Genomic DNA, 14,940 nt, shown 5'->3' on the forward strand with positions numbered 1-14,940 from the left:
CGGCCCGGATGGGCGAGGCCGGGGCCGGTCGGCGGGAGGACGGGGGGTGGGCGGTCATGTGCCGGGTTGCGGCGCCAGCGGTCGCGCTGGCCGTAGAAGGACCGATCGCGGTAGTAGCGATCCCAGTAATTGCCGACGCTGAAGACGACCGTCGGGATGCCGAGCGGGCGATAATATTGCGGGTCGACATAGACGCGGCGCTGCTGATAGAGCGCCTGCACATAGCGGCCGGCGACCCAGCCGCGGCCGTTGTAGAACTCGACATCGCACCAGGGCACATCGGCAAGGCACCCGTGGATTTCGACGGATTCGCCGGCGGGAATGACGGTGACAGCTGGATACTGCGTGCTCGGGCCGGCGCGCATGTTGACGTTGGCGGTCGCGAACCCTTCGGCGGCCTGAGCTGCCACCGGGGCCAGCAACAAGGCTGCGACGGCGGTGATCTTCATCAATGTGGTCTTCACGCTTGCACTCCCTAGATAGAGCGGCCGAAACGCCGCCCCTTCAGAAAACTTTCGGGCTTATCGCCTTATCAAGACAACAGTGAACAGCTTCCCGGCCAAAGTTTGGCGAGAGTGATTCAACTTTTCTTTCAATGACTTATAGCATCCGCTGATGAACGCAGCTTGAACGGTTCGAGCACCTAGGCCTTGAAATGGGCCGGCGCAATCACGATATCCCGGTCATCGGATGCAGTCGTCGATCGCCAAGCCGCACCATGGAGCGCCGGTTGATCGACATGACAGTCGCGAGATTATCGTTAACGCTCCGTTAACCTTTCGCGGGCAGTCTGACTGCAATATTCGCTTTCACTTTGACCACGGATGTACTGGCACTGATGCGAAGCGAATGACGAAAGGCCGGTTTCAACCCGGCCTTTTTGTTTCTCTGGCGCCCCGATCTTTAAAAATCGGTGCGCCTTTTTCATTTCATCGACGCCGATTACGCCGCCAGCGCTTCCATGATGCGGATCCAGGAGCGGATGCCCTTGTGGTACGAGGTCAGCTCGTACTTCTCGTTCGGAGAATGGATGCGGTCGTCGCTGAGGCCGAAGCCGACGAGCAGCGATTCCATGCCGAGCATCTTCTGGAAATCGCCGACGATCGGGATCGAGCCGCCCATGCCGATGACGACGGCGGGCTTCGGCCATTCGTCGGAGAGCGCCGTCTTCGCCTTGGTCAGAACAGGCGAGTCGTAGGACAGGTGAATGGCCGGCGAGCCGCCATGCGGGTGGAACTCGACCGAGCAATCGGCAGGCAGTTTGGAGCGCACGTAAGCGCGGAAGCTGTCGCGGATGGCGGCCGGGTCCTGCGTGCCAACGAGGCGGAAGGAGACCTTGGCCGACGCCTTTGCGGCGATGACGGTCTTGAAGCCTTCGCCGGTATAGCCGCCCCAGATGCCGTTGACTTCAGCTGTCGGGCGCGCCCAAGTGAGCTCCAGCACCGAGCGACCCTTCTCGCCCGAGGGAACCGACAGGCCAACCTCGCCGAGGAAGCCCTCGGTGGTCAGGCCGAGCGTTTCCCAGGAAGCCTTGATGTTTGCAGGGGTTTCCTCGACGCCGTTATAGAAGCCATCCAGCGTGATGCGGCCGGTATCGTCGTGCAGGCCGGCGAGGATCTTCGTCAGGATGTGGATCGGGTTGGCGGCCGCACCGCCGAAGAGGCCGGAATGCAGATCGCGGTCGGCTGCGGTGACGACCACTTCTTCACCGACGAGGCCGCGCAGGGCGGCGGCGATCGCCGGCGTGTCGCGGTCCCACATGCTGGTATCGCAGACCAGCGCATAGTCGGCCTTCAGCTCGGCGGCATTGGCTTCCAGGAACGGCTTCAGCGATGGTGAGCCGGATTCTTCCTCACCCTCGAACAGGATCGTGACGCGCACGGGCAGCGCGCCGTTGATTTCCTTATAGGCACGGCAGGCTTCGACGAAGGTCATCAGCTGGCCCTTGTCGTCGGCGGTGCCGCGGCCGGTGAGGATCTTGCGGCCGCCAGCTTCCTGAACGGAAGGCTCGAAGGGGTCGTTGTCCCAGAGATCGATCGGATCGACCGGCTGCACGTCATAATGTCCGTAGAAGAGCACATGCGGGGCCGAAGGGTTGGCGCCTTCGTGATGGGCGACGACCATCGGGTGGCCGGGCGTGGTGCGCACCGAGGCGTCGAAACCGATGTCGCGGAGATAGGCCACCAGCCATTCGGCCGCCTTGCGGCAATCATCCTTGTAGGCGGGATCGGTCGAGATCGACTTGATCCGCAGCAGCTCGAACAGCTTGTCGAGGCTCGAGGGCAAATTCTGGTCCGCGCGCGCGAGAACCGGCATCAGGTCAGGCATTTCCGACTCCTTCTTGAATTTTTGCCGGACGATAGACCAAAGCATCAGCGCTTTCGAGGTGAAAAACGAAATGCGGGCACACGCCAGACTCTGCGAGAACATTCGTTCAGAGCAGGGAAAAGTTGTAATTTGCAATTCATAGTTATTTAAGAAGACGCTTGATAACTTCCGGAGATTGGTGCTGGAGGTGGCTGATGTTTACCGTGATCGCCTGTATTCGTGACAATCATGACTGGCGCTTGATCATTGCCGCCGTCGTCGTCTGTTTCATCGGAAATCTCACCGCCATGCTGCTGCTCTTCAGGGCCCAGCAATGCGACCGCGCCCAGCAGCGCAACTGGATCATGGCGTCCGCCTTCGCCATCGGCGTCGGCATCTGGGCCACCCACTTCATTTCCATGCTCGCCTATGACGGCGGCTATTCGATCGCCTACGGGCTGGGGCTCACCACACTCTCGGTTGTGATCGCCATCGGCGTCTCCTATCTGGCGCTGCTTGTCGCCACCGAGGGCACCAGCCGCTTCGCATTCGCGCAGGGCGGCGCGCTGATGGCGCTCGGGATCACCGCCATGCACCTCACGGGCATGCAGGCGGTCGAGGGCCAGTTCAACATTCTCTTCAACGCGACGGCGACACTCTCGGCGCTTGTCATCAGCGCAGCGCTCGCGAGCGTTGCCTTCCTGATCTTCCGTTCGCTATCCGGCTCCAAGCGGGTGCTGCTTTCCGCAACCGCAATGGTGCTGGCGATCGCCGCCGCTCACTTCGTGTCGATGAGCTTCATCACGCTGATCCCCGAGCCGGGACGGCAGATGACGGCTGCGATCGTCGAGCCGAAGGCGCTGGCGGGTGTGGTCATGGCGGTCTCGACGGCGCTCATTCTCTCATCGCTCGGCATGGTCTTCCTGGCGAGCCACCTCACCGACCTCAAGGGCCTGGCGAACGCCACGATGGAGGGGCTGCTGGTGCTCTACGAGGGAATGATCCTCGACGCCAACGAGCGCTTTCTCGAGATGTCCGGCTGGCAGCTCAACGAATTGCGCGGCCAGAAACCGGACTTCCTGTTGCTGCCGCCGGGCGGGCTGCAATCCGGCGTCCATCATGAGACGCTGCTGACCACCCACGGCGAGACGGAACTGCCGGTCGAACTGATGGCGCGGCGGATGATTTATCGCGGCCGCAGCTGCGATATCCTGGCGGTGCGCGATCTCACGGAACGCAAGCGCGCCGAGCAGATGATCGAGCACCTGGCCCAGCATGACGTGCTGACCGGCCTTCCGAACCGCTCTCTCTTCGACACGCGTCTCCGGCAAGCAATCCAGGTGGCGCAGCGCAAGCGTGGGCAGGTGGCGGTCTTCTATCTCGATCTCGATCGCTTCAAGGCCGTCAACGACCTGTTCGGCCATGCGGAAGGCGACCGGCTCCTGTGCAAGGTCTCCGCGATCCTGCAGCGCGTGGCCGACGACAGCGCCACCATCGCGCGGCTTGGCGGCGACGAATTCGCCATCATCCAGAGCGGCAAGCCGCAGCCGGATGGCGCGCGTGGCCTTGCCGACGCGATCCTTGCGGGCGTGGCCGCCGAAATGGACGTCGCCCGCGATCCGACCGCCGTCGGCGTCAGCATCGGCATCGCGGTCTATCCCGCCGATGGCGATACCGGCGAGCTTCTCTGCATCAACGCCGATACCGCGCTCTACCGCGCCAAGCATGCCGGGCGCGGCAAGGCCTGCTTCTTCGACGCGGAGATGGATGCGGCCGTCAAGGCGCGGCGCGAGATCGAAAACGAGCTGCGCCACGCGATCACCCGCAACCAGCTTTTCGTCAACTACCAGCCGATCCTCGACAGCCGCACAGGGAGCATCAGCGGCTACGAGGCGCTGGTGCGCTGGAACCGGCCGGGGCATGGAAGCTCCGAGCCCGACGTCTTCATCAAAATCGCCGAGGAGAGCGGGATCATCGTGCAACTCGGCGAATGGGTGCTGCGCCAGGCCTGCACCGAGGCGGCGCGCTGGCCGCAGCCGCTGACGATCGCCGTCAACGTCTCGCCGGTGCAATTCATGCTGCCCAATCTCTACGATCGCGTGGCCGCCATTCTGCACGAGACCGGGCTTGCGCCACAGCGGCTCGAACTTGAGATCACCGAGGCCGCCTTCATCCGCGACCGTGTGGCGACGATCTCGACGCTGATGCGGCTGCATGGTCTCGGCGTTCGCATCGTCATGGACGATTTCGGCACCGGCTTCTCCTCGCTCTCCAACCTTCGTGCACTGCCCTTCGACAAGATCAAGGTCGACCGCAGCTTTACCGGCATTCTCGAACACGACGCGGCCGCCCGCTCGATCGTGCGCGCCATCATCGGGCTCGGCCACAGCCTCGGGATACAGGTGGTGACGGAGGGCGTGGAAACGGAACTGCAGCGCCAGATCGTGACCAACGAGGGCTGCGAGCAGATGCAGGGGCTGCTTCTCGGCAAACCGGATATCGAGCCCAGCGTAAAGATGGCGGCGCGCGAAAGCTATCTTTCCGCGCATGAGAAGCAGCAGAAGACGGTGTTGCTCTATCCGCAGGTGGTGTCGACGTCGAAGTAGGCGGGCATCATCTGGGGCGGAAGACAGACCCGGGTGTTTCGGATAGGCTGCGCCTTCCTGCCGATTTGCCGGACGTTCCGCCGACGACATGACCGATAATCCCGACGACCCGCGCGCCATCGGTGCTCACGACACGCTTGAGATCTTCACCGACGGCTGCTGCGAGCCCGGCTCCGGCGACGGCGGTTGGGGCTTCGCCGTCTACCGCGATGGCGTCGAGATCGCATCCGATTGCGGCGGCGCTGTCGGCACCGCCAACAATGCGATGGAGGCGACCGCCGTTCTGGAGGCTGCGAGATGGGTCAACGCCCATGCGGCGGAGGCGGTGGTGACGATCTGGTCGGACTCGGTCTATGCCGTGAAGGGCTGCAATGAGTGGCGGCCGACCTGGCGCAACAACGGCTTCAAGAAGATCACCGCCAATAGCCGGCTCAGAAGCCGTGGCATCGCCGATGCCGATGTGTGGAGGGCGATCGACGCGGCATTCTCGGGATCAGCGACGATCACCGTTTCATGGTGCAAGGGCCATGCCGGCACCGAGGGGAACGAGCGAGCCGACAGGCTGGCGGATGAAGGGCGGCTGTCGATCGCGATGAAAGCCCCGCTCAAGCGATCGCGATGATCTCAAGCTCCTGACCGCCGGCATCGACCACGTCACCGACGGTCTTTCCGATCAGCACACGCGCCACAGGCGAGACGTAGGAGATCGACCCGGCCTTCGGATCCGCCTCGTCCTCGCCAACGATGCGATAGGTCTGCACGCGCCCGTCCTCGCGCTCGAAGGTGACGAGGCTGCCGAAGGCGACGGTGTCGCTGGACGTTGGCGCGGGCATTAGCTGGGCGGTGCCGAGGCGGGCCGCGAAGTAGCGGGCATCGCGCAACGGCGCGGCACCCTGGCGGCGGCGCTCGTTGATGTCGTCGATCCCCAAGGTCGCCTCATAAGCCTCGCGTGCTTGGCTAAGATTGAGCTCCAGCGCCTTCAACCCGGCCTCGGTGACGAGGTTCGGATGCGGCGAGATGGGGCGATCGGGAATCAGCGTTTCCGATGCCGTCTCGAAGCTCTCTTCCTTGGTGAAGGCGACCGCCAATCTCTACTCCATACCGATATCAGGGACGTCTTCGTCCCTTGCTTGTTCGCAACAGCATATACCGGCGCGGCGGCGAGCGCCAACGCTGGCAAGATGCCGCACGAACCCGCTCAGGCCTTCGTGCCGAAGACGACGTCTTCCAGCCATGGATTGGAGAACTTGCGTTCCGGGTCCATGCGCTCGCGAAGGCGGGCGAAGTCGGGGAGCTTCTCGTAGCTCCTGCCGATATGCTGGCGGGTGAAGACCTTGCCCCAGTGCGGCAGTGGCGAGAACGGCGCCAGCGCCTGCTCGATCTCGGCGGCGGCGGCATCGACCGCCGCCTGGTCGCGGACCCAGGTGAAATGGATCGACAGCGTATCGCGATTGAACTGCGGGCTCAGCCACAAGCTGTCGGCGGCGACGGTGCGGAGTTCGCCCGATTGGACGAGATGCGCGAATTTGGAGCGGATCGACAAGAGCGCTCCGACGGCGGCAGCGCCATGCTTGCGGGGCACATGATATTCGGACTGGATCTCGGCGCCGCTGCTCGGCGTAAAACCCATCTTGAAATGCGGCAGCCGATCCGACCAGCGGCCGAAGGCGCCCAGCTGCTCGGTGGCGTTTTCGGCGTCGAGGCCGATGATCGGATGGCGCTTGATGTCGGCATTGACCGCGCCATGCAGGGCATCGGGATGATTGCCGCTCTTTTCCGTCTCCTTCAGCCAGACCGCGCCGGCCTTCTCGCCCCATTGGGTGAAGACGCTGACGCTATAGGCTGCAGCCATGATGGCATCGAGATTGGACAAGAGCGCATCCCAGCTCAGCCCCTCATAGACATGCTGCGCGACCTGAAACTCCGGCTGGACATCGAGCGTCACGCGGGTGACGACGCCGAGCGCTCCCAGATGCACGACCATGCCTTCGAAATCGGCGTCGCCGCGCTTTACTTTCACCAGGCTGCCATCGCCGGCGACGAATTCCAGGCCAGAGACCGCCGTCGCCAGATTGCCGTTGCCGTCACCCGAGCCGTGCGTCGCGGTCGCAATCGCGCCGGCGATCGAGATGTGCGGAAGGGAGGCGAGATTGTGGATGGCGAGCTGGTGGCGCTGCAGGAAGAGCGCGAGCTCGCCGTAGGTGCAGTGGCCGGCGACCGAGACCTGGCGGCCTCCGCTTTCGACGACAGGATCGATCGGCAGGCGCTCCAGCGACATGGCAGAGCTGCCATCGACGATGGCGTTGAACGAGTGGCGCGAGCCGAGCGTCTTTACCGCCGCCGACCGGGCCACGATCGCACTGATTTCCTCGAGCGAAGATGGATAATGGCAGTCCTTGAAACCATAGTGAAAGCTTTCCGCCCAATTGGCGGCAGGCACCTGCGTCATGAATGAACCTCCTCGAATCCCGCAGGAGTGGTAACACGACGATGGAGGCGGAGACAAAGGAAACCCTCTTCCCCTCAGCCGCGAATCTCCTAGATTGCTCAGTATTCGCATGAGCTTACCGACGGGGAGGATGGAATGGCGGAGAAGACGACGGGTGCCGTGGGCGAGGAAGCCGATGCGTTGCAGCTGATCGACCAGCGGATCGCGGAGCTGACCGACTGGCGCGGCGCGATGCTGGCCAATGCGCGGCGGATCATCCGGGATGCCGATCCAGAGGTGATCGAGACGTGGAAGTGGCGCGGCGTTCCTGTGTGGGAGCGTTCCGGCATCATCTGCACCGGCGAGACCTACAAGACCGCTGTGAAGCTGACCTTCGCCAAGGGCGCATCGCTCGACGATCCCTCCGGCCTGTTCAACGCCAGCCTCGAGGGCAATGCCCGGCGCGCGATCGACTTCCACGAGGGAGACACGATCGACGCGCCGGCACTTGCGGCACTCGTACGGGCGGCGATCGCGCTGAACATGACGAAGGCTACGAAGAAGCCGAAGGGCGGTTGAGCGAGCGGCCCGCCGCCCACCGAACAGATACCGCGGAGGATAGTCTGATGCCGAAGATCGACGTCGCCACCGTAGCCCGCGTCAAGGGCTCGCCTTATCCGGAGCCGCATGCGGCGGCCTGCGCCGAGCGGATCCGCCAGCGGCTGGGCGACGCCGGCGGGCTTTCCGATTTCGGCATCAACCTCATGCACCTGCCGCCGGGAAACTGGTCGAGCCAGCGGCACTGGCATTCGCATGAGGACGAGTTCGTCTATGTGCTCTCGGGCGAGGTGGTGCTGGTCGAGGATGATGGCGAGACGCCGCTCCGCGCCGGCGATTGCGCCGCCTTTGCGAAGAACACCGGCAACGGTCATCACCTGATCAACCGGTCCGATGCAATGGCGATCTATCTGGAAATCGGCTCGCGGGACATGGCCGATCTCACCACCTGTTCCGACATCGACATGATGAGCGCGAATGCCGATGGCCGGTTCGTTCACAAGGATGGGAGCCCCTATCCGAAACCTTGACACCCCTGCCCGCGACCTTCACCGATGAGAACCGGGGACGCATAATATTCATTTGTTCATGATTTTGTGCGAGGCATCTCATACACGGATTTAGGTGGGGAGCACGTTTGCAATGGCTGTTGCGCGCGCATTCGGTACATCTTCCGCGGATGTGAAACAGCGGGAACTTGAGCGCCTGGCGGCGCTGGAGCAGCTCGACCTGCTCGATTCGCCGCGCGATGAAGGCTTCGAGCGGATCGTTCGGCTGATCAAGGAAGTGTTCACCGTCGATATCGGCCTGGTCTCGCTGATCGACGCGCACCGCCAATGGTACAAGGCCTGCTCCGGTCTCTCGAACAGCGAAGTGCCGCGCGAGGATTCCTTCTGCCGCTTCGTGGTGGACCTCGACACAGCCGTGATCGTGCCCGACGCCACCCGCGACCCGCGCTTTGCCGCCCACCCCGCCGTGACAGGTGAAAATCATATCCGCTTCTATGCCGGCGTTCCGCTGCGCACCAAGAGCGGCCACACCGTCGGCACCGTCTGCGCGATCGACCGCACGGCGCGCTCCTTCGGGCGCAAGGATCTCACCATTCTCGAAGAGATTGCCGGCGTTGCCATGGACCGCATCGAGCTGATGCAATCGGCGGCCACCGACAGCCTGACCGAGGGCCTGACGCGCCGCGCCTTCAAGGAAGAGACCGACCAGCTGATCGGGGCTGCGCTGCGCAACCAGAAGAGCCTCGCCTGCATCGTGCTCGACATCGACCACTTCAAGACCGTGAACGACACGCATGGCCACGCGGCCGGCGACGAGGTGCTGAAGGCGGTGTCTTCGATCTGCCGCTCGGTGCTTAGAAGCGGCGACCTGTTCGGCCGGCTGGGCGGCGAGGAATTCGCGATCATCCTGCCCAATGTCGACCGGGAGGGCGCACTCGTCGTGGCCGAGAGGCTGCGGGCGGCGATTTCGGCCGAGCCGATCGTCGGTGATTTCGGCTCGCTCGACGTGACGGCGAGCTTCGGGATCTCGGCGCTCTCGATCGTCTGCAAGGAGATCGACACGCTGCTGGCCCAGGCGGATGCCGCCATGTACGAGGCCAAGCGCAGCGGCCGCAACCGCTGCCTCTGCTGGCAATCGATCAGCTCGGATCAACCGAGCGGCGCGCGCCGACGGGTGCTGAAGGCCGGCTCGATCCTCTTCAACGACCGCCGCTCGACGATCGACTGCACCATCCGCTCGCTCGGCGCCGACAGCGCCGCGCTCTCGGTTTCGAGCTCGACGGGAATCCCGGCCGAGTTCGTTTTGATGATCAAGGGCGAAGGCTTCGAGACGCATTGCCGGGTGGTCGCGCAGGACCGGCAAAACCTGGAAGTTGCGTTCCGGGGCTGACCCGATGGCGCTCAAAGGGCGAAAAAGCGGCGAAATTCGTAAGAATTCGAAACAACTTGTGACTAAGTAGCTCCAAAAGCTGACCTTTTCGTCTTGAAGCTGAAACATAGATATCGGATATTACGTGCACGTTAAGGAAGACGTCATGATCCGTATGATTGAAGATCCCGCCGAATTGGCCGGGGAAGACATCACCGGCAAGTATATCTTGCGGAAATTGAACTACCACTGGTTTGCCTATGGCAAGGCCGGCATCGTGACCGCGTGCAAGGGCACGATCCTTCATATCGATCGCGAAGAGACCGTCTATTCCGAACGCTGGGGTCGCCGTGCCTATACCGGCAACGGCAAGCGCTACCCTGGCGGCATCTGCCCGATATCTGCCATCGCCTGCGTCTGCGACACGCCGGATGAGGTGAACGCCGTCATTCAGCTCGATGTCGAGGCGCAGGACGAGTTCTATCAGCTGATCGCCAAGACCGAAGCGCGCGTGCAGGCTCTGGCCGCATCCTCGCAGAACCAGATCTACCTCGCCGCCGCCGAGTAAGGCGCCGGCCATCCCGGGCGCTACTCGCGCCGGGGCCACACCCAAATCTCAGAGCTTCTTGGCGTTCTCCAGCAGACGGCGGATGTATTCGAGCGTCAGCTCGCGCTCGAATGTCTTGAAGCCATCGAAGAGAGCGAGATCGGCTTCGCGGGCGGCCAGAACCGCATCGTTTTCCATCGTTTTCGCGCGGTCGGTGAGGAACACCAGCTGAGCGCGCTTGTCGGAGGGGTGCGGGCGGCGCTCGATCAGGCCATCGCGCTCCATGCGCGACAGCGTGTTGGCCATGGTCGCCTGCTCGATATCAACACGGGCGAGCAACTGCTTCTGCGTCAGCCCGTCTTCGGCCCAAAGCTCCAGCAGAATCGGAAACTGACCCGGCGAAAAACCCAACCTTGCCGCGCGCTGCTGCAGCGAGCGGGCAAAGCCCTTGGCCAGCTGGCTGGCGAGATAGGCTCCCGAGTCCATTCGTTCCGTTCCCATTTTTTCAGTTAGGCGCAAAACCCAGCCACGAGCAATGCAACAAATCGTATGCGATGCTTTGAAAGACAGACATTCACATTCATACAGCTGGAGATAGTGCAGAAAAACAAAGCCGCCATAGCCTGGAGGTAAGGCTATGGCGGCTTCAAATAGGGGACAAAGGCCCGGAGAGGGGATGAGGCCTTTGTCCAAGTCCAATGCGGCGGGGGACGAGCCGGCAATCAGACCCTCGACGTGATCAATGTCGCGTCGGTGATATTTATTTGTAGTTCCGAATGTGGCTTTTCAAGGGAAAGAAAAGAATTGACTATTACATTTTGGTAACAGTCCGGTGAGCGACTTGCGCGAGACTCACGCTGCGGGCGGCAGGCGCGGGCCGATAAGGCGTTCGAGTTCGGCGAGACGCTCCTCGATATCGTTGACGGACATTCGGTTTTGATAACTGTCCTGCACGGCGTTTATGACTTCGTTGTACTGGCGCAGGCTATCGGAACGCAGTTCCTGGATATGATCGGCGAGATCATGTGTCCGGCCTTCCAGGTCGTCTATGCGCTTCAAGATCGCGCCGAGCCTGAGTTCCATTTCCGAGCGAAACTGACCCATCTCGGTCCGCAACCGGTCAACTTCCAGCTTCACGCCTCCCATATCAGCCCTGAGATCGATCAAGTCGTTCTCGAACTTGGTCATGAAACGCCCTAGCTTGAAAAACTCGACGTCGTACCGACCCATCGCGTCGACCTGCCGGGCGACCTGCGTGCTCAACCCCTTCATGCCATCGATAAGCACGGAGAGTTGGCTGAGAAAGTATCTCTGAGATTCAGGGGCTCCAGACATCGCGGGCTCTCGTTGAACGCAAACCCAATGTATGGGCGAAAAACGCCTGAAACAAGCCGCAGCTATTGAGGGGTTATGGCCGTTTCCGCGCGTTTTCCGGCGCTTCCCAAGCATGTGCGCAACGCTTGGACACCCTAACTTTATATGGACCTCGCAGGGCCGGCGCGCTATCCATGCTGCCATGAAAAAAGGCGATCATCTCTTTCTTGTCGACGGCTCCGGATTCATCTTTCGAGCCTTCCATGCCCTGCCGCCGCTGACGCGCAAATCCGATGGGCTGCCTGTCGGCGCCGTCTCGGGTTTCTGCAACATGCTGTGGAAGCTCCTGACCGAGGCGCGCGACACGTCGGTGGGCGTGACGCCGACGCATCTGGCCGTCATCTTCGACTATTCGTCGAAGACCTTCCGCAAGGATCTCTATGACGCCTACAAGGCCAACCGCTCGGCGCCTCCGGAAGAGCTGATCCCGCAGTTCGGGCTGATCCGCCAGGCGACGCGGGCCTTCAACCTGCCCTGCATCGAGACCGAGGGTTTCGAGGCCGACGACATCATCGCCACCTACGCCCGCCAGGCGGAAGCGCTCGGCGCAGACGTGACGATCGTCTCCTCCGACAAGGACCTGATGCAGCTCGTCACCGATAACGTCCACATGTATGACAGCATGAAGGACAAGCAGATCGGCATTCCTGACGTGATCGAGAAATGGGGCGTGCCGCCCGAAAAGATGATCGACCTGCAGGCGATGACCGGCGATTCCGTCGACAACGTGCCCGGCATTCCCGGCATCGGCCCGAAGACGGCGGCGACGCTGCTTGCCGAATATGGCGACCTCGACACGCTGCTTGAGCGCGCCACCGAGATCAAGCAGGAGAAGCGCCGGCAGACGATCATCGAGAACGCCGACAAGGCCCGGCTGTCGCGCGAACTCGTGAAGCTCCGCACCGACGTACCGCTGGAGCTTGCCGTCGCCGACCTCATTCTCGAGGCGCAGGACGGACCGAAGCTGATCGGCTTCCTGAAGGCCATGCAGTTCACCAGCCTGACGCGGCGCGTGGCGGAGGCATGCGAATGCGATGCGAGCGCGATCGATGCCGTCGACGTGCCGGTCGAGTGGGGCGCCAATGCGCATGGCCCTGATCTCGACGTGGCGGAACCGGCGCCGGTTGCCGGCGGAACGCCCGAGGTCGTCGGCGATGCTGTCGCTGTTCCCACTAAGGTCAACGGCTCCGCCGCACCCGAGGGCAGCTTCACGCCATCCGATTTCGCCAAGTCGCGGGCCGACGCCTTCGCCAACCTGCCCTTCGACCATTCGCGCTATGTAACGATCCGCGATGTCGCGACGCTCGACAAGTGGATCGCCGATGCGCGCGAGACCGGCGTGATCGGCTTCGACACCGAGACGACCTCGCTCGACGCCATGCAGGCCGAGCTCGTCGGCTTCTCGATGGCGATCGCCGATAACGCGAAGAGCCCCACGGGCGTCAACATCCGCGCCGCCTACGTGCCGCTCGGCCACAAGACCGGCGTCGGTGATCTGCTCGGCGGCGGCATGGCCGAGAACCAGATCCCGATGCGCGACGCGCTGCCGCGCCTGAAGGCGCTGCTCGAGGACCAGTCGGTGCTCAAGGTGGCGCAGAACCTGAAATACGACTACCTGCTGATGAAGCGCTACGGCGTCGAGACGAAGAACTTCGACGACACGATGCTGATCTCCTACGTGCTCGACGCCGGAACCGGCGCGCATGGCATGGATCCGCTTTCGGAGAAGTTCCTCAACCACAAGCCGATCGCCTACAAGGACGTGGCCGGAAGCGGCAAGTCGAACATCTCCTTCGACCTTGTCGATATCGACCGCGCCACGCATTACGCGGCCGAGGATGCCGACGTGACGCTCAGGCTCTGGATGGTGCTGAAGCCGCGGCTGGCAGCCGAGAAGCTGACATCGGTCTATGAGCGGCTGGAACGGCCGCTGCTGCCCGTTCTCGCGCATATGGAAGAGCGGGGGATTACCGTCGACCGGCAAATCCTGTCGCGGCTCTCGGGCGAGCTGGCGCAGGGTGCTGCGCGGCTGGAGGACGAGATCTACCAGCTGGCCGGCGAGCGCTTCAACATCGGCTCGCCGAAGCAGCTGGGCGACATCCTGTTCGGCAAGATGGGCCTTGCCGGCGGCTCGAAGACCAAGACCGGGCAGTGGTCCACCTCGGCGAGCGTGCTGGAAGATCTGGCGGCGGCCGGGCTGGAACTGCCGCGCAAGATCGTTGACTGGCGCCAGCTGACCAAGCTCAAATCCACCTATACCGACGCGCTGCCGGGCTATGTGCACCCTGAGACGAAGCGGGTGCATACCTCCTACTCGCTGGCTTCGACGACGACGGGGCGGCTATCCTCGTCGGAACCCAACCTGCAGAACATTCCGGTTCGCACCGCCGAAGGCCGCAAGATCCGCACCGCCTTCATCTCGACGCCGGGCCACAAGCTGATTTCGGCCGACTACAGCCAGATCGAGCTGCGCGTGCTTGCCCATGTCGCCGAAATCCCGCAGCTGACGCAGGCCTTCGCAGACGGGATCGACATTCATGCGATGACGGCGTCCGAAATGTTCGGCGTTCCCGTCGAGGGCATGCCGTCGGAGGTGCGCCGCCGCGCCAAGGCGATCAACTTCGGCATCATCTACGGCATCTCGGCCTTCGGTCTTGCCAACCAGCTCTCCATCGAGCGCTCGGAAGCCAGCGACTACATCAAGCGCTATTTCGAGCGCTTCCCCGGTATCCGCGACTACATGGACAGCACAAAGCAGCAGGCGCGCGACAAGGGCTATGTCGAGACGATCTTCGGCCGGCGAATCAACTATCCGGAAATCCGCTCATCCAATCCCTCGGTGCGCGCCTTCAACGAGCGCGCGGCGATCAACGCCCCGATCCAGGGCTCGGCCGCCGACGTGATCCGACGGGCGATGATCAAGATGGAGCCGGCGTTGGCCGAGGTCGGACTTTCCGAGCGGGTGCGCATGCTCCTGCAGGTGCACGACGAACTGATCTTCGAGGTCGAGGATGAGGACGTCGACAAGGCCATGCCTGTTATCGTTTCGGTGATGGAAAACGCCACCATGCCGGCGCTCGAAATGCGTGTGCCGCTGAAGGTGGATGCGCGCGCGGCGACCAACTGGGACGAGGCGCACTAGAGCCCCGTGCGTTCGCACGAACGCACAAGAGACGCTCTCAATCTTTGCATCCACGCATCGGACTTTCCGAAAGTCGATTTTGATTTTCGGGCCGATGCGC

13 protein-coding genes are annotated in these 14,940 nt (G+C 62.9%); 7 read left to right on the forward strand and 6 right to left on the reverse strand.

The window, feature by feature from the left end:
• A partial coding sequence (locus J5286_RS00485; RefSeq protein WP_348529895.1) for an SH3 domain-containing protein occupies positions 1–464 on the reverse strand: 464 nt, incomplete at its 3' end.
• Positions 465–942: 478 nt separating this feature from the next.
• The gene (locus J5286_RS00490; protein ID WP_209188779.1) at positions 943–2,328 is read right to left on the reverse strand and encodes a dipeptidase; all 1,386 of its coding nucleotides are present in this window, start codon (positions 2,326–2,328) and stop codon (positions 943–945) included.
• A 194-nt stretch (positions 2,329–2,522) separates the two neighbouring features.
• Here J5286_RS00490 and J5286_RS00495 point away from each other — a divergent pair, with 194 nt between their 5' ends.
• Both J5286_RS00495 and J5286_RS00500 read left to right on the forward strand, forming a co-directional pair.
• Positions 2,523–4,913 carry a bifunctional diguanylate cyclase/phosphodiesterase gene (locus tag J5286_RS00495; protein ID WP_209188778.1) on the forward strand — a complete coding sequence of 797 codons (2,391 nt, stop codon included), beginning with the start codon at positions 2,523–2,525 and terminating at the stop codon, positions 4,911–4,913.
• A gap of 88 nt (positions 4,914–5,001) precedes the next feature.
• Positions 5,002–5,535, forward strand: a complete 534-nt coding sequence (locus J5286_RS00500) for a ribonuclease H family protein (protein WP_209188777.1) — start codon at positions 5,002–5,004, stop codon at positions 5,533–5,535.
• Here the strand turns inward: J5286_RS00500 and greA are convergent.
• Entirely contained in the window at positions 5,519–6,001 is a 483-nt protein-coding gene (gene greA, locus J5286_RS00505; RefSeq protein WP_209188776.1) for a transcription elongation factor GreA, read from the reverse strand. The two genes, J5286_RS00500 and greA, sit on opposite strands and share 17 nt — an antisense overlap.
• A 110-nt stretch (positions 6,002–6,111) precedes the next feature.
• Positions 6,112–7,362 (reverse strand): D-arabinono-1,4-lactone oxidase, encoded by a 1,251-nt coding sequence (locus J5286_RS00510; protein ID WP_209188775.1) that lies wholly within the window; start codon positions 7,360–7,362, stop codon positions 6,112–6,114.
• A 135-nt stretch (positions 7,363–7,497) separates the two neighbouring features.
• Here J5286_RS00510 and J5286_RS00515 point away from each other — a divergent pair, with 135 nt between their 5' ends.
• The 4 genes from J5286_RS00515 to J5286_RS00530 all read left to right on the forward strand — a co-directional run bounded on the left by J5286_RS00515 (position 7,498) and on the right by J5286_RS00530 (position 10,345).
• Positions 7,498–7,920: a DUF1801 domain-containing protein gene (locus tag J5286_RS00515; RefSeq protein ID WP_209188774.1), complete on the forward strand. Its 423-nt coding sequence runs from the start codon at positions 7,498–7,500 to the stop codon at positions 7,918–7,920.
• A gap of 47 nt (positions 7,921–7,967) precedes the next feature.
• On the forward strand, positions 7,968–8,429 hold the full coding sequence (locus tag J5286_RS00520; protein WP_209188773.1) for a cupin domain-containing protein: 462 nt from the start codon (positions 7,968–7,970) through the stop codon (positions 8,427–8,429).
• Positions 8,430–8,541: 112 nt separating this feature from the next.
• Entirely contained in the window at positions 8,542–9,798 is a 1,257-nt protein-coding gene (locus J5286_RS00525) for a GGDEF domain-containing protein (RefSeq protein WP_209188772.1), read from the forward strand.
• Positions 9,799–9,943: 145 nt separating this feature from the next.
• Positions 9,944–10,345 carry a hypothetical protein gene (locus J5286_RS00530; RefSeq protein WP_018899252.1) on the forward strand — a complete coding sequence of 134 codons (402 nt, stop codon included), beginning with the start codon at positions 9,944–9,946 and terminating at the stop codon, positions 10,343–10,345.
• 48 nt (positions 10,346–10,393) lie between these two features.
• Here J5286_RS00530 and J5286_RS00535 read toward each other — a convergent pair whose 3' ends face one another.
• Both J5286_RS00535 and J5286_RS00540 read right to left on the reverse strand, forming a co-directional pair.
• Positions 10,394–10,810, reverse strand: a complete 417-nt coding sequence (locus tag J5286_RS00535) for a MarR family winged helix-turn-helix transcriptional regulator (protein WP_018899251.1) — start codon at positions 10,808–10,810, stop codon at positions 10,394–10,396.
• A gap of 366 nt (positions 10,811–11,176) precedes the next feature.
• A complete protein-coding gene (locus J5286_RS00540) occupies positions 11,177–11,659 on the reverse strand; it encodes a hypothetical protein (protein ID WP_209188771.1) in 483 nt (160 codons plus the stop codon).
• Positions 11,660–11,840: 181 nt separating this feature from the next.
• Here J5286_RS00540 and polA point away from each other — a divergent pair, with 181 nt between their 5' ends.
• Entirely contained in the window at positions 11,841–14,840 is a 3,000-nt protein-coding gene (gene polA, locus J5286_RS00545) for a DNA polymerase I (RefSeq protein ID WP_209188770.1), read from the forward strand.
• The last annotated feature ends 100 nt before the right edge of the window (positions 14,841–14,940 follow it).

The sequence above is a fragment of the Rhizobium sp. 16-488-2b genome (assembly GCF_017741815.1).
Lineage (GTDB): Bacteria > Pseudomonadota > Alphaproteobacteria > Rhizobiales > Rhizobiaceae > Rhizobium.